The organism is Tateyamaria sp. ANG-S1 (assembly GCF_000814025.1).
Lineage (GTDB): Bacteria > Pseudomonadota > Alphaproteobacteria > Rhodobacterales > Rhodobacteraceae > Tateyamaria.
Genome location: NZ_JWLL01000010.1, coordinates 75,621 through 96,723, shown reverse-complemented (window position 1 = coordinate 96,723; position 21,103 = coordinate 75,621). Strand labels below are relative to the sequence as shown.

Genomic DNA, 21,103 nt, shown 5'->3' with positions numbered 1-21,103 from the left:
CCGACCCCTGCGGAGGCGGGGATCGGCCGAATGCGCTTACGCAGCTCTGGTCGTTGTCAGATCGTAGGACGCGATCATCGGCGACTGCGGGCTGTGGTTTTCGTCATGCGGGATGTACTTCACTTCCATCTTGGTGAAGTTCAGACGAATGGTCTCAACCGGGCGGTCGCCCGACGTATCGACCGAGTAGTTCGACACCAGCGTGTTGGTCAGCTTGTACTCGACATAGGTGTCGCCGGGGTTGCCGGTGGTCACCAGATGGATCGTGCACAGCTTGCCTGTCCGACCGGTGCAGGCCTCGGCAAACAGTTTGGTCGAGGAGCTGTCGGTCACTTTGGTCAGAACCACTTCACTGACCGTTGGCTCGGACGCCTCGCGGTTCGCGGTGGAACCGGCCTGCGTGTTCATGTTGCGTGCCACGTTCCAGTGCAGTGTTTCGATGTCCATCCACTCACGGTGGGTCTCGTGCGTCGCGTCACCAGGCACACCGTCGAGTTGCATGTAGATTGGCATATTGTATTGCTCCTTGAGTCAATTGGGTTGCAGTCTGTAGTGGTATCGAATTCGGCAAGCACAGCGGCGGCTAGCTTGCCAGACGTCTCCTTTTTCCGATTGCGGCGACAGAAATTTCGCCACTCTCATCGACGTCTAGTTCGACCACCCGCGGCACAAGTCCGCGGGTGACCGAATCCAGGAAAAGGTCAGCCAGCTTGGGCAGGACCTTTTGTGACAGCATCGCCTCGATTGCCCGAGCGCCGGTTTCGCTTGATTTCGCGCGGGCGCCGAGCGCATCGCGGGCGGCATCGGTGATCTTGAGTTGTGCATCGTAACTTCCAGCCAACCGCTCCGCGATGCCGGCGATCTGCAGATCAACAATGCCGTTCAGGGTTTCTGTATCGAGCGGTTGGTATGGCACCACCGTGAGCCGACCGAGGAAGGCGGGTTTGAAATGCGCCAAAAGCTCCGGCCGGATCAGATCGGGCAGCGTCTCGGGCGCAGGCATGGCATCGGGGTCCTCTGCCAATGTGGCCAGCGTTTCCGTGCCGGTGTTGGCGGTCATCAGGATCGTCGTGTTGCGGAAATCCACATCGCGACCCTCACCGTCGCGCAGCATACCCTTGTCAAAGACCTGATAGAAAATGTCCTGCACCGACGGGTGCGCCTTATCGATTTCGTCAAGCAATAGAACGCCATAGGGCCTGCGCCGTACCGCTTCGGTCAGCACGCCGCCCTCGCCGTAGCCAACATAGCCGGGGGGCGATCCCATGAGCAGCGATACTTTATGCTCTTCCTTGAATTCCGACATGTTGATGACGCTCAACGCTTGCTGGCCGCCATAAAGCTCATCCGCAAGTGCCAGCGCCGTTTCCGTCTTTCCGACGCCTGACATACCGGCCAGCAGAAACACGCCTTGCGGTCTGCGCACCTCGCCCAATCCCGCGCGCGCAACGCGCATTGCTTCGCACAGCGCGTTGAGGGCTGCGTCCTGACCCAGCACGCGCGCCTTGAGGCGCTGATCCAGCGTTTCGACAGCGTCGATCTGGCTCCGCATCAGGCGACCGGTTGGAACACCGGTCCAGCGCCCGATCACTTGTGCAACGGCATCTGCATCAACGACGCGATGCACCAGCGGCGCTTCCCCCGCAGCCTTGGCCAGCGCGCGTTCGGCTTCTGCGAGCTTGGGCAGGTCCGCTTGGTCTGCCGTGGCGATCTCATCCGCTGTTTGCGCCAGCGCGCGTTGTGTGCTGAGCTGTCCCGCGACCGCATCGGCGGCACTTTCCTCAGCACTGCGTGCGGTGCGCAGTGATTTGAGGTCGCTTTCCTTCGCGCCGGACAGCGTGGGCTCGCTTTCGAGCCGCGCGATCTCGGCCGACAAATGCCTGGCCTCGGTCCTGTGGCGTTCAAGCGCTTCGGGATCGACTTCGCGCGACAGACGGACGGCTGCGGCCGCGGTGTCAATGACGCTGACGGCCTTGTCCGGCAGTTGGCGCTCGGGCAGATAGCGGGCCGATAATTCCACGGCGGCACGCAATGCGTTTTCCCGGATGGGCACCCCATGATGCGCTTCGAACTTGCTCGCAACGGCGCGCATCATGCGAATGGCTGTCTCGATGTCAGGCTCATCGACTTTGACCGGTTGGAAGCGACGTGTGAGGGCCGCATCCTTTTCAAAATACTTTTTATACTCGCTCCAAGTGGTCGCTGCGATGGTACGCAACTCGCCTCGCGCAAGGGCAGGCTTGAGGATATTGGCAGCATCACCTTGGCCCGCCTGACCACCAGCGCCAATAAGGCCATGTGCCTCATCGATGAACAGGATGACAGGGCCTGTAGCCGCTTTGACTTGGTCAAGAATACCGGTCAGACGCCGTTCAAATTCGCCCTTCACGCCAGCGCCCGCCTGAAGCAGGTTCAAATCAAGCGTATAGAGCGTGACGTCCTTCAGCGGCCCTGGTGCTGTCCCATCAGCGATCATGATGGCGAAGGCTTCGACAACGGCGGTTTTGCCGACACCCGCTTCGCCCAGCAGGATCGGGTTGTTTTGGCGGCGGCGCAGCAGGATGTCGACCATTTGGCGCAATTCGGCATCGCGACCCACGATACGGTCGATCTTTCCATCGCGGGCTTGCGCTGTCAGGTCGTGGGTGTAGAGCGCCAGGAAATCCTCGCCGCCAACAGCGGGCGAGGGATCGTCCGGCGAATGTGTGTCTGCAGAGGCTTTGATCCGGTCCTGCAGGACGGCCTTGTCCAGCTTTAGCAATGCGGGTGCCGCGCGTCGCAAGTTGGCGCTTAGGGCGGTGTCGCTGGTCAGGACGTACAACAGTGTCTCTGCGGTGATTGATCTTTGCGCGAACCGCAAGCTGGCAGCCGTCCAGCTTTCGCGTGCCAGATCGACAACCGCTGGCGCCATTGTGGGGGTCGCGGCCGCTCCACGCGCCAAACCATCCACCGCAAGCTGGGCCTGGGACCGCACTTCGTCAGGATTGACGCCAGCCGCTTCGATGGCCTCGGCGGCAGGCTTTGACGCGGACATGGCGACGATCCAGTGCTCTGGCTCAATCGTTCCATGCCCATGGCGCACCGCAATTCCGGCGGCTTCTTCGAGGGTGGCTGAGACATCTGGCGCCAGCCGGGAAATCAAAACATGCAGATCAATTTGGGACATAGTTACACATCAATCAAAACGATTTGCTCGTCGTTACAGCGCAAGAATTTACGCATTAAAATACATTCAAAGGTTGTAATACAAGCGCCCTGAAACACGCTGAATTCGCTTCAAGGTTTGCTGACGATCACACGCCTTCGTTACCAGTGAAGGTCTCAGTCAGTTGAACTTTCTTCAAGCAAATTATCCATTCGGAATTCCGGAATTGCTCGGGTACGGTTTTGTACGAATCGAGATGTGAATTTCATTAAGTCTCGGTTTTTATTGAAAAAACATGATTTACGGTAGGAGAGTAAAACGGTGCCAGACGACAGCAGGCTTCCCCAAACAGCCCTCTCGGTTGGCGAGAACCCGCGGGAATCCAGCACAGCGCTAGCGGATTATCGCCGCTTGCGTGATGCCCGGTCAGCAGCGCGAGCGGAAGAACGCCGACAGGAGGGGGCGGAACCCGCAGAGCGTGTACTCAAGATTGCGCCGGATTGGCGACATGTCGCCGATACAGCGGCGTATCTGCTCGACGAAATCGGGTTGGATATAGAAGTCGCGGTGTGGCTGATTGAGGCGCGCACCAGACTTGATGGGTTCACGGGTTTGGGCGAATCGCTTGTGCGACTCGCTGACATGATCGCGGCGCACGGAACGAATCTGCACCCGCAACCGGAAGATGCCCTCGACCGTCCATTTGACATCATCGGCGCGTTGAACGGCGTCGGGCGGGAAGGCACGCTGATCGCACCCCTGCGCCTCGTCCCCTTGTCACCGGATGGCAATTACGGCGAGCATGGGCTTTGGAATGTGACCGATGGCGGCGGCAGTGCAGCAGTATCCAACGCGCTGGCCCAATCCGGGCAGGCAGCCGTCAGCGCCCAACTTCACGCTATACAATATGCAAGCTCTGAACTGGAACGCTGCGACAACCTTCTTGGTGATCTTCTCGGTCCCGAAGCCCCACCGTTCAACAAAATTGCAGACGCGTTGGATGAGGCCGCGCGGACCATTCGCAGTCTGGCCGCAGATAGCCTTGATATAGATGTATCTGAAAATGAGGCCCCGAACGGCGATACGGTTGCAATGTCAGACGGGCCGCCCGCAACCACACCCTCATCCGGCACAATTTCGTCGCGCGAGGACGCCTTTGACCAGATGCTGCGCATTGCCGCTTACTTCCGGTGTGCCGAACCGCATTCACCCATCGCCGATGCGCTTGAGACGCTGGTCCGCCGCGGGCGCATGGATTTTGCGACCCTGCTGGCCGAACTGATCCCGGACGAACACGCCCGCACCGCCGTGATGACCACCGCAGGCATCGGGCGCCAACCAGACAAGAACCAGAACGGAGAGTGACCTAACACAAAACGCTGCGATCCTGCCGCACGCGCACACTGAATCCGCGAAACGCATTTCAATTGCAGGTGCAAACCCACCTCGAAACTTCACCGAATTTTAAGGAGGCCACCCATGGCAAGTATTCACGACAAACTCGACAACGTGCGCAAACCGCGCGTGCACATCAAATATGAAGTCGAAACAGAAGGCACGATGGTCGAAAAGGAGCTGCCCTTTGTGGTCGGCGTCCTTGGCGACTTTTCAGGCGATCCCACCGAAAAGCTGAAACCCTTCGGCGAGCGTAAGTTTGTCCAAATCGACAAAGACAACTTCGACGACGTGATGGCGAAGATGACACCCGGGCTGAATTTCCGCGTCGAAAACACGCTTAGCGATGCGGACGAGGAAATGAAGGTTCAACTGTCCTTTTCCCGTCTTGAGGATTTTGAGCCGGCGCAGGTCGTCAGCCAGGTGCCTGCGCTGAACAAGCTGTTGGAAAGCCGCAATCAGCTGCGTGACCTGCTGTCCAAGGCCGACCGCTCTGAAGAGCTTGAGACGCTGCTGGAGAAACTTCTGCAGGACGATACCGCGATCAAGGACGTTGTTGATCAGCTCGAAGCGCAAACCGGTGATCAAGGAGACAAGTGAGAATGGGTACCGAATTTCAAACCGAGGCGGGCGCAGCCCAGGCCGTCAATGAACAGTCACTTCTGGACAGTGTCATTGGCGCAACCCGGCAGACCGAACCGGACCGCACCAAGGAACTGCTCAAGACACTGACCGACGCCGCGCTCGATGGCACCGTCAGCTACAATCGCAATCTGACCATCACACTGACCAAGGCGATTGAGGCGCTGGACGAACAAATATCCGTCCAGTTGGCAGCGATCATGCAAAGCCCGGAGTTTTCCAAGCTGGAAGGGTCGTGGCGCGGTCTGTGGCATCTGGTGCAGAACTCGAACACCTCAGCGAACCTGAAAATCCGCGTACTGAACGCATCGAAATCCGAAATCGGACGTGATCTGGCCAAGGCCGTGGAATTTGACCAGTCGCGGCTGTTCAAATCTATCTATGAAGACGAATTCGGCACGCCGGGCGGCGAGCCTCTGGGCGCAATGATCGGAGATTTCGAGTTCGACAACAGCTTTGAGGATCTGGAATGCCTGCAAGGCATCAGTCAGGTCTCTGCCGCGGCCTTTGCACCGTTCATTTCGGCAGCATCACCGAAGCTCTTTGGTTTCGATGACTATACGGAACTGTCGAAGCCACGCGATCTGTCGAAAATCTTCGATGCGTCTGAATACTCGAAATGGCGCAACTTCCGGGCATCGGACGAAAGCCGTTTTGCCACACTGACCATGCCCCGCGTGCTTGCCCGTATGCCCTACGGCCCAACGACGCGCACGATTGACGAGTTCAGCTATGATGAGGCCGCTTCGTTCGAAGGTGACCGCATCCCACACAACAACTATTGCTGGATGAACGCAGCCTATGCGATGGCCGCAAACCTGACCGAAGCGTTCAATCAGACCGGTTGGTGCACGGCCATTCGCGGCGCAGAGAATGGCGGCAAGGTTGACGGGCTGCCTATGCACCTGTTCTCAACCGATGCAGGTGACACGGACATCAAGTGCCCGACCGAGATTGCGATCACCGACCGGCGCGATGCAGAGCTTGGCGCTATGGGCTTCCTGCCGCTGTGCTACTACAAAAACCACGACTACGCCGTGTTCTTCGGGGCGCAGACGACGCACAAGGCGGCCAAATACGATCGACCCGAGGCGACCGCGAATGCCGCAATCTCGGCCCGTCTGCCGTACATGATGGCGACGTCGCGGTTTGCGCATTACCTAAAGGTGATCGGTCGCGATAAAATCGGGTCTTTCATGGAGCCGGAGGATTGCGAAGCCTGGCTGAACCGCTGGATCAACAACTACGTCAACGCCAATGACGATGCGGGCCCCGAAATGCGGGCGGCCTATCCGCTGCGCGACGCGCGTGTGTCGGTCGAGGAGATCCCCGGCAAGCCCGGCAGCTACAACGCCGTGGCCTGGTTGCGTCCCTGGCTTCAGATGGAAGAACTAACCACGTCCCTGCGGATGGTGGCGCGGATTCCGGAGAAGCAGTGACATGACAACTGCACCCGTCATCGCCCCGCATCACGCGGGCGGTGCCGGGGCGGCGTTGTTCGATGAACCGGACCCGGATTTCGCGCATATCGCGGCCCGGGTCGATAGGCTCATTTCGGCGATAGACGCCGCCCTGACGCGCCAGGTCAACGCGATCCTCGGGGCTCCGCAGGTCCGTGCATTGGAGGCGCGCTGGCGTGCCCTCGCGCGGCTTGTTGCGCAGGCCGGATCGGATGGACAAGTTATCGTGCGCGTATTTGACGCCGCATGGCCCGAGGTCGTGCGCGACCTTGATCGTGCGGTGGAGTTCGATCAATCGCATCTGCACCGCCTTGTGCATGACGGCGAATTCGGGATGCCGGGTGGCGTGCCCTTTGGTCTGATTGTTGGGGACTACGCGGTGTCTTCGGCCACGGATCGCACCCGCGGCGATCAGGTCGAAACACTGGCGCGCTTATCGGCCGTCGGTGCGGGCGCATTCTGTCCAATTGTGCTTGGCGCGGCTCCTGATCTGCTGGGGGTTGAAAGCTATGACCGGATCGCTCCGCACACGGACCTGTCCGAGCGTCGACCGAGCCAAAGCGAGCGGGCGCAAAACATGCGTTGGTCGGCGCTGCGTAAGCAAGAAGATACGCGCTTTCTTGGTCTTGTTGCACCGGATCTTGTCATTCGTGCGCCCCGTACGCGCCTGTCGCCTGCCCGCGCAGACGGGTTCACGTTCGACGAAGACCTGCGTGCGCCCCTTACCGTAACCGGTGCCTTTGGTTTTGCTGTGACCGTTGTCGCAGCCTACCTGCGGTCAGGTTGGTTCGCCGCGATCAGAGGCGCCCAGGATGAAGCGCAGGGTGCGGGCACGGTGCCGGGATGGCCCGGCCACGACCTTGGTGTGGATTGCCACGGCCTGTCACGCCAGCCACCCGCAACGCTGCGCCTCACGGCAACGCAAGAAGACGCATTGATTGCCCGCGGTGTCATACCGCTTAGCACTCTGCCGATGAGTGAAACCGCTGTCTTCAACGCCAACCCGTCGCTGCATCAGCCCGCCCGTTTCGGTACCGGCATTGCCAGCGAAAACGCGCGCATCTCGGCCATGCTGCAGTATGTGCTCTGCACGTCGCGTTTTGCACATTACCTCAAGGTCCTGATGCGGGACGAGATCGGGTCTGTTGCGCCGCCTGAGGTCATCGAAAAGGGGCTGAACGATTGGCTGCGGGGCTATTGCCTGGGCAATGAGGATGCAGATCCAGCACTCAAGGCGCAGTATCCGCTGCGCGACGCATCAGCCCGTGTGGCACCCCTGCCAGGGCGACCGGGCGCTTATGCAGCAACGATCAGGCTGCAACCACATTTTCAACTCGACGACATTTCGACCAGCTTTCACCTCGTCTCCGAGGCTCCGGCTGGCGTGGAAAGGGCCATCGCGTGAGTATCTCAGTTCGCGAACTTCTATTTCAGGACGCCATATCAGAGGCGGTGGATGCCGCTGTCACAGGCGTCAAATCTGCGCCAAATGATATTGAGCTGCGCGTCACACTTGCCCAGCTTCTGGCCCTGTCCGGAGATCTGGAGCGGGCAGAGACCCATGCCAAGATGGCGCAAGTTCAGAGCGTGGGACATACGGTGGCGCTGTCAGAATTCCGCCAGTATTTGCGGGCCTTGCACGCGCGAGCAGCGTGGTGGTCGGACGGTGCGGCACCTGAATTTCCGGGCGCGCCAACACCCTCCGATGCAATCGCCATGGCACTGAACGTGGCACTTAAGTCGAGGGATGACACCGAAGCTGCTGCACTGGCCAAGCAACTGGAAGACACACGGGCAACATGCCCTGTAACCTGGGACGAGGTTGAGGTCGAAGACCTGCGGGATGTTGATGATCGGCTGCCGCATGCGGTGGAGGCGCTGACACCTGGCGGACACTACCTGTGGATTGATCTCGCCCGCATTGCACGCATTGATTTTGAGCCCGTCGTTGCACCGTTTGACGTACTGGCAAGACCGGCCCGGCTCAGGTTGCGTGACGGCTCGACTGCCGACCTGAGGCTCGCAGCAATCTATGATGCGCCGCGCAGTGGGGCTGAAATGCTTGGCCGCGTAACCGATTTCTCGCAAGTGGTGCCTGACGTCACCCGCGGACATGGGCAACGATCCTATCTGCTCAATGACACCCTCGGCGGCCTGCTGGACCCAACCACTGTGGTTTTCAATGGTTGATCAAATGCGACAGAGAAACACGCAGGAACATCGCGTTGCTCCGGCCCTGTTGGATCGGCTGATCGACCTTGATCCCGACCTGTCCGAAGACCCGCCCAGGACCGACATGGAAACAGTTGCCGGGCTGCGGGCTGCGCTGCGTCGGGATCTGGAGATGCTCCTGAACACGCGCACAGCACCCCGTCATCTGCCGCAACATCTTATGGAGCTTGGCGACAGCGCGCTGAGCTACGGGTCCGGAGACTTCTTTTCAGCGGAACTGGTGACGCAGGCCCAACGCAAGGCCTTTTCCGAGGAAATCCGAAAACGGATCGAGAAGTTCGAACCACGGCTCAGTGATCTGACCGTGGATCTGGTATCGGACCCGATACCTTCGCGTCGGCATCTGAGGCTCCGGATCAAGGCACGCCATGTGGCGCGACCCGGATTGCCCCCAATCGTGTTTGAAACTGCAATGGATCCGGTCGCGGGCCGTTTCAGCGTTAGCGACACGACGAGCAGCGCGGGCGGAAATAGGGGAGGACGCAATGGCTGACCGCTTTCTCGACTTTTACAACGCTGAACTTGAGGCGCTGCGGCAACGCGCGGCGCGCTTTGCCGCAGCGCACCCGAAGATTGCCGCCCGTTTGCGTTTGTCTGACGATGCAGCAGATGATCCAAACATCGAACGGCTGATCCAGTCCTTTTCCTATACTGCGGCCCGGGTGCGTCAGAAGCTCGAGGACGGGTTGCCGGAACTGACCGACGGGCTGCTCGAAACCCTGTACCCGCATTATCTCGCGCCGCAGCCATCCTTTACGATCCTTTCCTTCGCCCCGGATCCGGCCCTGGACGGTGCGCTTCCAGTGCCGCGCGGGACCGAAGTGACATCGGAACCGATTGATGGGGATCGCGTTTGTTTTGCAACGACACAAGAGGTGCATCTCGCCCCTATCCGGCTTACCGAGACGCGCTTGCGTGCCCGCCCGTTCGAAGCCCCCTCAGCACCTGCAAGCGCTGCGGCTTGCCTGCGCCTGACGATAGAAACGACAGGCAAGGTGGCGTTGAATGACATGGGGCTTGATCGGCTTCGGTTGTTCCTGTCCGGGCCAACGGCACAGGCGCAGGGCCTGGCCCGGCTCCTGCTGCAATCGACAGTCGGGGTGGCGCTTGCGGCCCATGCTTCCGATCCTGATGCACGGCGCCTTCCTGCGTCGTCCGTCACGCCGGTTGGCTTCGATGCTGACACGGCTTTGACACCTTGGCCAAAGGGCAGCTTCGCAGGATACCGAAGCCTGGCCGAATTCGCCGCACTCTCGGAGAAGTTTCTGTTCTTCGACATTGACCTCGGGCCTTTGCGGGAGACCGACAGGCTGGATGTGTACCTGTATTTTGATAGTTCCCCGGATGACACCTTGGCCCGCGTTGGTGTGGGGTCGGTCACGTTGCATGCGACACCTGCCGTAAACCTCTTTCCGGCCAGAGCGGAACCAATCGCCTTGGATGGCAGTCGAACGGCATATCCGCTGGCCGCAGATGCCCGCCGCCCAGAAACCCGCGCAGTCCATTCAGTCACCCGTGTCACAATCGCCGGGTCCGATGGCAAAACGCAGGTCGCACCACCGCTCTTTCACCGGCTGACTGACAGGCGGGAGGGCGAGGTCTATTGGCAACTGCGTCGGCATACATCGCGGAAGGAGGATGGCACCGGTCGTACGACGCTCGCTTTTTTAGACAGGCGCGGGGTGGATACGGCATCTGATGCTGGCACAGCTGGGGTCGACATCCTGGCCACCAATGGGATGCTGCCACGCAAATTGCCGTTCGGTGGCGGTCAACCCCGACTCGCTCTGTCCGCTCCGATTGATCACGTCGCAGGCATCGCGTGCCTGCGGGCACCAACCGCGCCGCGACGCCCTGCCGCAGATGATGACCGGGCCTGGCAACTGATGTCGCATCTGTCACTGAACCACCTGTCCCTGCAATCGGGTGGTGCCGCGACACTGCGCGAAATCCTGCGGCTTTACGACCCCGGCGACGGTCCCGAGATGACGCAGATGATTGATGCCATTGACAGGGTTGAGACCGAGACAGGGCTGGCACGTATGTCAGGCATGAACGTGACCGGAACCGACATCACGCTCACCCTGGATGACGGCCGTATCTCTTCCGGGCAAGCGGTTGTATTTGCTTCCGTTTTGGACCGTTTCTTTGGCTGCTACACGACCATCAATACCTTCACCCGGCTGAGCGTCCGAATGAAGAACCGGCTTGATGTTCTGGCGCGTTTTCCTGCGCGCTCGGGCGAAGGAGCACTGATCTGACATGACTGCCCCAAACCATTCCTTTGACCGTCTGTGCCAGGATCCGCACCTGTTCGAGCCGATGACCGCGCTCAGACTGGCGGAGACAGAAGCCAAACGCCGGGGCGTTCCAATTCACATCACGGCACCGCCGACAGGCACGCTTGCGCCCACTGCAATCTCGCGCGTGTCTGTGGACGCAACCGAAGTGCGGTTAGAGGCCAGCTTTGCCGGATTGGTAGGCCCACTATCGCCACTGCCACCGGCCTGGACCGAACTCGCTGCTGCTGATCGCCGCCGCCGCGCGGGTGGTCTGGCGGCGTTTCTCGACCTTTTCTCATCCCGGCTCGCCATTTTATTTGCCCGGGCGGCGGCCAAGTATGATTTGACCGTGCTTCTACAATGGGCACCGCGGCGCGCGAACGGTGTTCTGCAAGCTTTAAACGCCTTGATCGGTCTGGCGACGCCCGGGCTTGAAGCGCGGGCGCCGCTGTTTCAAGACGCCACGCTTGTGCATGCCGGGTTACTGGCCCAACGCACGCGCTCTGCCGTGGCCCTTGAGGCCATCGCCCACAGGCATCTGGGATTGCCGGTAAAGGTGCAGCAGTTCCAACTAAAGTGGCGTCAGGTACTGCCGGACGAACAAACATGCTTGAATGGCACCAGACGTCTTGATGACGATGCAACGACAGGGTCCTGGATACGCGACTGCGCTGGCCAAATCCGGCTGGTGGTCGGCCCGGTGCGCTACACCGATTTCCTGTCGCTAGAGCAAGGCCAGCCGCGTCTTCGCGACCTGGCGCGACTGGTTCGGTTTGCTGTCGGTCCCGTCCTCGATTTTGACATTCAGGTTGTTCTGGATCGACGTGACATCCCACAGACCCGATTGGGCGGTGACGGCCCTGCGCCGCGCCTTGGATGGAACAGCTGGGCGCGCGATGCCGATGCGGCCACAGACAGCGTCGAAGCGATCATCGACAGCGAAAAGGCGCTGTGTGCATGACATTGGTTCTCGAACACCTCGACGCTGGCGACAGGCGCATTGTGCAGGCCGGGCAACCCTTCACCGTTGGAACCTATCCAAACGCAACATGGTCGCTTGCTGCGGGCGGTAAGGACAGTGGCGGCGAATTGCGCGTAACTGCCGAAAGCGGCGGGGCAAGCGTTGTTCTGGTGCGCGGCACCGCGCATCTGGACCAGCGCGCCCTTGCGACGGGCGAGGCGCGGACCGTGTCCGATGGTGCGGTGATCGGCTTGGGGTCGCATCGGATCGCAGCGCGTTTCCGCAATGATTTGACCGATGCACGCGCGTCGGCAGCCCCCACAATCAGCACCATCCTGGCCGATATCGCACCCGGTGGGATCACTGCCGAAAGCCCTGTGCAAGCCCGCTCAGACGACGACTGGATTTCAAGGCTGACCGGTGAACCTGGGACAAAACGCCCCGATTGGGACCGGCTGGGCCGGTTCGATCACCGTGCTGAGGTAACAGAAGAAGACGGGGAACGTGACACGCCGCTCGACATTCTGCACTCAGGCGGGACGTTTCTGCCTGACGACTGGCACACGGACAAAGGCGACGCGAACGCCTCTGACACCGATGCGCGCAGCGGGCAATCACGCCCAACAGGTCATGTCGTGGCAGCGCAAACCATTGGCGACGGTTTGCAGCAAAATCGCCGCATCGGACCAGATGGGCTGGCCTTCCTGAACGGCGCAGGTCTTTCAGCCAATGAACTCGATGATCTGAACCAAGACGCGATGAAAGCGCTGGGGGTCATATTGCGAACCGCCCTTGATGGTATCGTTGCGCTGGAGCGTGCTGCGTTGAACCGCGCTGCCGATCGGGCCAGCGAGGCAGTTGGGCCAGCACCGCGTGATGCGATCCATATGATCCTCGGCGCCGTGCAATCCGGGGGCGGTGCCCTCGCAGATTTGGAAGCACGGCTTGACGCCTTGGCGCGCACCTACGCGGCCACGCATGACGGTGCCTATGCCTTTGCTGCCGCTGCGCGTGTGGCGCTTGATCCGGACAGCCTGCGCGCAAATGCGACCAATACGCTGCGGGTCGGCACCGCTGCCAGGGCCTGGGCTCTTTATGAAGAACGTTTTGCGGGCGGGCGCGATGATCCGCCGCTTTCGGATCGTGCTCTGAGTGCCGCAATCCGCGCGCACTCGGCCAAGACCGAAGACGACGCAACACATGACGAAACACCGTTCCCGCTGCCCACACCCGGTGGCGAACCGCGGAAATGACAGGAGAAGACGTTTCGTGAAAACTGACAACCGTGTCGCATGGACCGAGGGCATGTTCCTCAAGGTTCAGCACTTTCAGCAAGCGGACCGATGGACCGAGCGCATGTTGCGTGATCGCACTGCCGCGCTCAGCCCATACTCTTGGGGATTCACGCAGCTTGAGATTGATCGCTCCGCTCTCGGGGTCGGTCGGGTCGCGCTGTCGTCGTTGTCCTGCGTGTTGCCGGATGGCGCGCCGGTCTCCGCCCCCGACCTTGCCGATCTGCCCGCGCCCGTTCAGTTGGCCGAAGGATCGGGTGCGACAACCGTCTACCTGGCTGTGCGCATGGCGAAGGGTGGACAAGACGAATATGGCCCGGCTGGCGACGGGACAGCACGGCACCGCCGCGTCGAATACGAAGCCGAGGACGCGAATGCCGATACGGCCTTTACCGCCGCGATCGAGGTGGGCCGCTTTGAACTCTCACTCAAAACCGACCGGGATGAACGCGAAGGCTTTGAATGCCTGCCGGTCGCGCGCGTCATTGAGACAGGCGCGGATCTTCGGGTGGTGTTGGATGATACGATGATCCCGCCAGTGATGCAGGTCGGGGCATCGCCGCGACTGAAAGGGTACCTCACAGAACTGGTTGGGCTGCTTCAACACCGTTCCGCCGCCATTGCGCGCCGCATCGGCGACCCATCCATCAGGGGGGCGGCGGAAATCGGCGACTACATGATGCTTCAAACCCTCAACAGATCGACACCGCTGGTCGCGCACCTCGAAGCGCAAGCCGGGCAGATCCACCCCGAACGCATATTTGCGACCCTTGTCGCGCTGGCAGGGGAACTGGCGACGTTCATTGCATCCGACAATCTCGCGCCCGAGCTGCCGCCCTACGGCCATATGGATCCCGAAGCGACCTTTGCCCCGGTGATGGACGAGTTGCGCCGGTCTCTCTCTGCCGTTCTGGATCAGTCCGCCACGCCCATACCGCTTGAGATGCGCCGCCACGGGGTGCGTGTCGGTATGCTGGCAGATGCAGGGCTGAAATCCGATGCGGCCATGGTTTTGGCGGCCCGGTCCGAATTGCCGGTCGAACAGTTGCGCCGTACGCTGCCCAACCAGATCAAGATCGGGCCAGTCGAGCGGATCAGCGAACTGGTCAACGTCGCCTTACCGGGTATCCCGATCCGCCCGTCGCCCGTCGCGCCACGACAGCTGCCGTTCCGCGCGGGCTCTGTCTATTTCGAACTCGAAACCTCGGACGAGCTATGGGCCGATGCCACCGAAGGCGGCGCACTTGCCATCCATCTTGCGACTGACATCCCGGGTATCGACCTTGAATTGTGGGGTATCAGAGGGTGAGCAACGAAGCCCGAAAAAACAAGGATCAGGTGTCGCAACGCATCCCTGAAGAGGATGACGAGACACCGCGTATCGTTTTGCCCACACCGGGCGCCGCCCGTCCTCCGGCGGACCCTGCACCGCAGGTCGTCGATACGGACCCACCGGCTCCGGCAGCAGAGTTGTCGGTCGGGGACATTCTGAATGGGTTCCGGTTCTCTGGCGGCGACCTGCCTGACATGGTTGCCAAGGCCGCGCCGCTTCTCAACCTCGCCCACGCTCTCCGAACAGGCCAGAACCCACCAGCCGTTCCGGAACTGCGCCGCGAATTGACCGGAGCCGCCCGGCGGTACGAGGCCGCATTGGCCGCAGCTGGAACGCTTCCGGATCAGGCGCGGGCCGCGCACTACGTTGTCTGCGCAACGTTGGACGATGTGATCCGCAACACCGATTGGGGCAGTGAATGGGCGGTCGAGGGTTTGGTGTCGACCTTTCACCACGACGTCCTTGGCGGCGACAAGGTGTTCGCATTGCTCGACCATTTCCAGCAAACACCACGCAACAACCGTGATCTTCTGCTTCTCATCTACCTGTGTCTGTCGCTTGGATTTGAAGGGCGCGCGCGTGTGTCATCGCGCGGGCTGGCCGAACTTGCGCTTGTGCGTGAAAACCTGTTCCGTACCTTGCGCACGCAGTTCGACATCGTCGAACGTGATCTGTCACCACAATGGCGTGGTGAGGATGCCGCCCACAACCCAATCCGTGCGGGCCTTTTGTTCTGGCTGTTGTCCGGTGCCGCGTTGCTGGCCTTGCTGGTGGTGTTCATCGTCTACACCTCCCTTCTGAACCGCGCCGCCGATGGAACGCTGGCGCAACTTTCCGTTCTGCCACCGGATGGTCCGCCGTCCCTCTATGTGCCGGAGCCTCCAGCGCCGGAACCCGAACCACAGCCTGAGCCGTTGGTTACCCCTCCACCCGCGCCTGAAAGCCCACCGCAGACGCCGCCCATCGACGCTTTCGTCGCCTTTCTGCAGCCCGAAGTGGATGAGGGTCTGGTGCGGCTGTTCCGGGCCGAGGATGCCGTTCTGGTCCGCATCGCAAACAACGGCGCCTTCGGATCGGGCAGCACCACGATCGAAGAAACCTTTGTGGACGTGTTCGACCGCATCGGACAGGCCCTTGCGGCCGAAACATTCGACGTGACCGTTCTGGGACACACAGACAATGTGGGCATCAGGGCAGCCCCGTTCCCCAACAACTACTTTCTTAGCCAGGCCCGCGCGAGCGCCGTGCGTGACCTACTGCTGCCCTATGTCGAAGAGCAGCGTATCACCATTGATGGACTGGGCCCTAATCGCCCAATCGCCACCAACGAGACAGAAGAGGGCAGGGAAGCGAACCGGCGCACCGAAATACTCGTGCGCGAACCCGGTGCGCGCGTGCCCGACAGTTTGCTGACAGAAGGCCTGCCTGACCCGGATGGCCTGATCACTCCCGAGGAGGCAGCACAATGAACCCGCTTGGCATGTGGACCTCGTTCCGGTCCAATGTTTCGTCTTATGTTGCGGTGCTTGGACCGCGATTTGCCTCCCTGATCTGGGTGGGTGCCATCTGCGCGATCATCTGGATGTTTGGCCCGCGGCTGCCATATGGCGGCGGCTATCCACTGGCTCCAATCCGTCCGCGTCTGATCGCCATCGCCATCGTGGTCTTCATCTGGCTTATCTACGCGGGCGTGACATGGCTACGTCAGCGCCGCCGGGCGCAGGCCGAAGATGACGCGATATCGGAAAGCCCGGAAGACATCGAAGCCGGTGAAACGCGCGAAGAAATCGCCGCGTTGCGCGAACGTCTTCGCACGGCTCTTAAGACGATGCGCAGGCTGGCAAAGCGTCGGTTTGGCGCGGCTTACGAATATCCCTGGTATCTGATGATGGGCGCGCCTGGGGCAGGCAAGACCACCTTGCTCACGCGGTCCGGCCTGAAGTTCCCCTTGGGCGAAGCGGAAGGGGCCGACCCGGTCAAGGGCGTGGGCGGCACGCGCAACTGCAACTGGTGGTTCACGGATCGGGCCGTTCTGATCGACACGGCGGGCCGCTATACTACGCAGGAAACAGGCCGTGCGAGAGATCGCGAAGGGTTCCTTGGCTTTCTAACGATGTTGCGCAAAACCCGACGCAGACAACCGATCAACGGTGTCATCCTGACCTTGTCCCTGACCGACCTTCTGACCCAGGACCCAGAAGAGCGCTTGCGCGATATCCGCGCCATGCGTCAGCGCATGACCGAGATGGAAGACGCACTGGGCGCGCGTGTCCCCATCTACATCGTGCTGACCAAGGCTGACCGGCTGACGGGCTTTCGGCGTTTCTTTGACGCACTGGGACAGGAAGCGCGGCGACAGGTCTGGGGCATCACATTCCCCTACAGCGAAGCTGAAGAAACACGCGGCGCTGTCACCGAGAGTGATCTGGCCGATGTGTTTTCCCGCGAGTTCCACGCCTTGCTGGCGCGCTTGAACGCGATGCTCGTTGAACGGCTCCAGCAGGAAACCGACATCACCGAACGCGGGCGCATCTTTCGTTTTCCAGCGCAGGTGGCAGCCCTGCACGATGCCTTGCGTGAAATCATCGAAGAGCTGTCTTCGGGCACCGGGTCCGTGTCCGAGCCGCTTCTGCGCGGGATCTATTTCGGGTCCGCAACGCAGGAAAATGCAGCGCAGCCAGCTTCGGTTCCGGGCGTTCCCCGCCGCGCGTCCGCGATGAACCGGACCTATTTTGTCGAACGCCTGTTTCGCGACGTGATCCTTGGCGAAGCGGCACTTGTCACACAGGACAGCCGGGTCGGGCGTCGCCAACAGATCGCAACATCGCTTGGAACGGCGGCGGCGGCGCTGATCGCCACCTTCTTCCTGGCCAGTTGGACTTTTGGCTATATCGCCAACCGGCAATCCCTTGCGGCAATCGACACCAGCCTTGTCGAATACGAGGCGCTGACAAATGCGATCCCTGTCCGAGACGTGCAGGATCAGGATTTTCTGCGCGTCCTACCTGCGCTCGAACGGCTTGCGCGCAGCCCTGATGTCTTCGACACCATCGAAGTTGGTCCGATACCGCTGCAGCGGGCGGGGCTGGGCATGGATCGGCGCCCCCGGATCGAACGAGGGCACTCCGTGGCCTATGCTCGGGCGTTGGGGGCCTACCTTTTGCCCCGTTACATGGTCGCATTGCAGAACATCCTGAAGGACCCTGATACATCCGAAGCACGCGCCTTTGAGACGCTCAAACACTATCTGTCGCTCGCGGGCCTTGGCCCAATTGATCGCGACGGGCTGCTGGCCCAATCGGAACGCATTTTCGCCGAACTCTATCCCGGCTCGGGCAGGGAAGCGACGCGAGACGCGCTTCTGGAACATGTCACCGCGATGCTGGATAAGGGGACGCTACCGGTACTCGAAATCGACGACCATCTTGTGGCTGACGTGCGCGCAACAGTTGCGCAACGCAACCCGGCGCGCCGGGTGATGGACCTGCTCGCTGTGCGCGAGGCGACGCGCGCGTTGAGCGATTGGCGGCCCGCAGGCGTTGCAGGCCCACAAGCAACTGAGGTGTTTTCCGATGCCATGGCAAGTGTGCGCATTGATGGGATTTTCACCAGCACCGGGTATCGGCAGGTCGTGATACCTCAACTTGGCCCGCTGGCGGAAATTGCAGCAAGCGAGGACTGGGTGCGTGGACCGGGCGCGGCCACGCGGACCGACCCGTCCGAGATCGCGATGGATGCGATCGCGCTTTACTACAGCGAATTCGAGCGCAGTTGGCGGGACGCGATCGCGAATACGACGGTGGCCGAAACGGACAGTCTCGGGCAGGCCGCCGATATGATGTCGGCCCTTGCTTCGGCGTCTGATCCGTTGGGCCGCCTTGTGCGCGACATCGTTGTACAGACCGACCTGACCGGGATTTCGGATGGGGCAGGGATCAACCTCGCAGAACTGCCCTTTGATCCAACCGCCGCACCTGATCCCTTCGGGCCGCTCCGCCGCTCGCTTGAGGGTGAGACGGATGGTGATGGCAACACCGTTGATGCACTGTCGTCACTGACACCGCTCTATGATGAGGTCTTTCAACAGCTCAACCGGTTGGATATGCCTGATCCTGCTGCAGTACAGGCACTTGCATCCGAAAACGGTCTACGTGATGCTGCGCAATCGCTCATGGCAGCCGGACGTCAATTGGATGCACCGGCAGACACATGGGTTGTCACCATCGCATCCCGGGTTGCCGAAGCCTCTGTCGGGCAAGCCCGCGCCGGCGCGGACCGGCTATGGCGGGCCGAAGGTGCTGCGGCCTGTCGGCGGGCCGTTAGTGACCGATACCCGTTCAGCGTGGCAGCTTCTACCGAGGTGACGCGCAGTGACTTCATTGCGATGTTTGGTCCCACAGGCCTGTTCAAGACCTTCTTTGACGAACATCTTGCGCAGATTGTCGATACCACGACGGACCCCTGGACGTTCAGCGGTGGCCTTGCTGGTGAGGCCAGCGATGCAAGCGCGCTCCAGCAATTCCAACGTGCAGCCGCAATCCGCAACGCCTTTTTCCCCAATGGAATAGCCGAACCGCGGGTCGAACTGTCTGTGGACCTTGTCGATATTGCAGAGAACGCAAATGTCGCACTGTTCTTCGTGGGCAGTGCACGGGCGGCGTTCCGCCAGAACTTGTCAGATGGCACGCGGCTTGTTTGGCCCCCCGAAGAAGGTGGCGACATCGCAAGCGTCATGCTGCTGCCCGGTGACAGGACCACGGCGCCAACTGCAACTGGGGTCTGGGCACCATTCAGGTTGCTCGACAAGGCGCAAACCACGCCAAGAAATGACAACAGGTTCGACGCCACCTTCCTCGTGGACGGGCGAGAGGTCACATTCCGCATCACATCGGGAAGCGTGAACAACCCATTCATGTTGCCCGCGCTGTCGGCGTTTCGATGCCCGGAGGGGTTCTAAAACATGTCCGTTGCTCCGGACCCCGTTCGAACAGGTTGGCGCGGCTTTTTTGGGAAAATTCCGCAAGCAGGCGATTTCGTGAGCGGAGGCCTGCCGCGCGATGTCGAAACCACATTCGACCACTGGCTACGCGCCGCGATGCGGGAAAGCCAAAAGAGCCTTGGGCGCGGATGGCTTGATGCGTTTCTGGTGACACCTGTCTGGCGCTTCGTTCTTGAAACAGGCGGGCGAGGCCCTGATCCGGTGGCAGGCGTCATGATGCCATCGGTCGACCGCGTGGGGCGGTACTTCCCCTTGGTGATCGCCGTGTCGCGCCCTGATCTGGGAGAGCGCGATCCGATGGCGCTGACCGAAGACACAGCTTTCTTCGATGCCGCCGAAGCGCTGGTGATGTCCTGCTTGCGGGCGCCCGAGCTTCCCACCGACCTCGCGCTGGAGGTCGAGGCACTGCCTTTCGGAGCGTTGCGCAATCTCGCACCTCCGGATGTCGCGGATGCCGAAGCCCCTGTCGCCTATTGGTGGACCGGCACCGATGGCGCGCGCGCGCACCTGACACGCGCCCTGCCATCCCCGTCGGAGTTTGCGGACATGTTCATGGGGCCGCCGCCACCGGACGAGGACACACCGGACCCGCAAACCCGGTTGCATTTGACGGAAACACCCAGCGAAACGCGAACACCTGCGCCAACACCCGCACCTGTTCAGTTACTTAAAGCGGACCACGCAAGCGCATGTCTGCGAGGCGCACGCAGCGCTACACTGACCGAGGCCACCGCCGTCAACAAAGATGATCAGGCGTTCTCGCTGCTCAGCGGGATCGGGTCGGCGCCGTCCTTGGCATCACAAATCAACGGTCTGGTGCCGGTGTTTCAGGACATTGCCGATCCTTTTTCAATGAGCGACCTGATCGCAGTCGCAAAGGGAAAATTCGGCTCGGCCAACACTCGGCTTTCAGCCCGTGCGCGTATGGCCACGGCCGCTGAGGATCCGGTTGCGGCGTCTGCAATCGTATTGCTGGTGCAAGCGCGGCGGTATGCATTACTTTGGGTTGGCCATTGCAGCGCCTTCCTCTTTCGAGACGGAACGCTCTTTTCCCTGAACCGCCCGCATGTAGATACCAGGCTGCGCGGGGTTGTGACGCAAGCACTGGGTGCGGACCAGATGGCGGCACCCTCGACTGCAATCGGGCAGGTCGAACCCGGAGACTGCTTTCTACTGGCATCACCCGGTGTCACCACTGCGCTGAGCCAACAGGAGATTGCGCATACATTGGCGCGGGCATCAACGCCCCGTGCAGCAGTTGAGGAGCTCACGCAAGACGCATTGATTGCCGGGGCGTCGTGTGACGCAAGCGCCATGTGCGTTCGGCTTCGGTCGCGCAATGACGGGGACTGACGAGCCGCG

15 protein-coding genes are annotated in these 21,103 nt (G+C 61.2%); 13 read left to right on the top strand and 2 right to left on the bottom strand.

Annotated features, from left to right (window positions below; genetic code table 11):
- Positions 1–36 precede the first annotated feature (36 nt).
- The gene (locus RA29_RS18690) at positions 37–513 is read right to left on the bottom strand and encodes a type VI secretion system tube protein Hcp (protein ID WP_039688852.1); all 477 of its coding nucleotides are present in this window, start codon (positions 511–513) and stop codon (positions 37–39) included.
- A 70-nt stretch (positions 514–583) separates the two neighbouring features.
- Positions 584–3,166, bottom strand: coding sequence for a type VI secretion system ATPase TssH (gene tssH / locus RA29_RS18685; protein WP_039688850.1), 2,583 nt, complete (start codon positions 3,164–3,166; stop codon positions 584–586).
- Between the two features lie 300 nt (positions 3,167–3,466).
- On the opposite strand from tssH, the gene RA29_RS18680 reads away from it, so the two are divergent.
- The 13 genes from RA29_RS18680 to tagF all read left to right on the top strand — a co-directional run bounded on the left by RA29_RS18680 (position 3,467) and on the right by tagF (position 21,094).
- Entirely contained in the window at positions 3,467–4,510 is a 1,044-nt protein-coding gene (locus RA29_RS18680; RefSeq protein WP_082029614.1) for a type VI secretion system ImpA family N-terminal domain-containing protein, read from the top strand.
- Between the two features lie 114 nt (positions 4,511–4,624).
- On the top strand, positions 4,625–5,140 hold the full coding sequence (gene tssB, locus RA29_RS18675; RefSeq protein WP_039688848.1) for a type VI secretion system contractile sheath small subunit: 516 nt from the start codon (positions 4,625–4,627) through the stop codon (positions 5,138–5,140).
- Between the two features lie 2 nt (positions 5,141–5,142).
- Positions 5,143–6,621, top strand: coding sequence for a type VI secretion system contractile sheath large subunit (gene tssC, locus RA29_RS18670; protein ID WP_039688846.1), 1,479 nt, complete (start codon positions 5,143–5,145; stop codon positions 6,619–6,621).
- Between the two features lies 1 nt (position 6,622).
- Entirely contained in the window at positions 6,623–8,047 is a 1,425-nt protein-coding gene (tssC, locus tag RA29_RS18665) for a type VI secretion system contractile sheath large subunit (protein WP_052249780.1), read from the top strand.
- On the top strand, positions 8,044–8,832 hold the full coding sequence (locus RA29_RS18660) for a type VI secretion system accessory protein TagJ (RefSeq protein ID WP_152613081.1): 789 nt from the start codon (positions 8,044–8,046) through the stop codon (positions 8,830–8,832). Before tssC (RA29_RS18665) ends, RA29_RS18660 begins: the two co-directional genes overlap by 4 nt.
- 4 nt (positions 8,833–8,836) lie before the next feature.
- Positions 8,837–9,367, top strand: a complete 531-nt coding sequence (tssE, locus tag RA29_RS18655; RefSeq protein WP_193743580.1) for a type VI secretion system baseplate subunit TssE — start codon at positions 8,837–8,839, stop codon at positions 9,365–9,367.
- Positions 9,360–11,135 (top strand): type VI secretion system baseplate subunit TssF, encoded by a 1,776-nt coding sequence (tssF, locus tag RA29_RS18650; RefSeq protein ID WP_039688845.1) that lies wholly within the window; start codon positions 9,360–9,362, stop codon positions 11,133–11,135. Before tssE ends, tssF begins: the two co-directional genes overlap by 8 nt.
- Before the next feature lies 1 nt (position 11,136).
- Positions 11,137–12,117 carry a type VI secretion system baseplate subunit TssG gene (tssG, locus tag RA29_RS18645; RefSeq protein ID WP_052249777.1) on the top strand — a complete coding sequence of 327 codons (981 nt, stop codon included), beginning with the start codon at positions 11,137–11,139 and terminating at the stop codon, positions 12,115–12,117.
- On the top strand, positions 12,114–13,370 hold the full coding sequence (locus RA29_RS18640) for a hypothetical protein (protein WP_039688843.1): 1,257 nt from the start codon (positions 12,114–12,116) through the stop codon (positions 13,368–13,370). The genes tssG and RA29_RS18640 overlap by 4 nt, the downstream gene beginning before the upstream one ends.
- Before the next feature lie 16 nt (positions 13,371–13,386).
- Positions 13,387–14,718: a type VI secretion system baseplate subunit TssK gene (tssK, locus tag RA29_RS18635; protein ID WP_039688841.1), complete on the top strand. Its 1,332-nt coding sequence runs from the start codon at positions 13,387–13,389 to the stop codon at positions 14,716–14,718.
- A gap of 29 nt (positions 14,719–14,747) precedes the next feature.
- Positions 14,748–16,211 (top strand): type VI secretion system protein TssL, long form, encoded by a 1,464-nt coding sequence (gene tssL / locus RA29_RS18630; protein WP_152613080.1) that lies wholly within the window; start codon positions 14,748–14,750, stop codon positions 16,209–16,211.
- The gene (gene tssM, locus RA29_RS18625) at positions 16,208–19,699 is read left to right on the top strand and encodes a type VI secretion system membrane subunit TssM (RefSeq protein WP_039688840.1); all 3,492 of its coding nucleotides are present in this window, start codon (positions 16,208–16,210) and stop codon (positions 19,697–19,699) included. Before tssL ends, tssM begins: the two co-directional genes overlap by 4 nt.
- 3 nt (positions 19,700–19,702) lie before the next feature.
- Positions 19,703–21,094: a type VI secretion system-associated protein TagF gene (gene tagF, locus RA29_RS18620; protein ID WP_039688838.1), complete on the top strand. Its 1,392-nt coding sequence runs from the start codon at positions 19,703–19,705 to the stop codon at positions 21,092–21,094.
- Positions 21,095–21,103 lie beyond the last annotated feature (9 nt).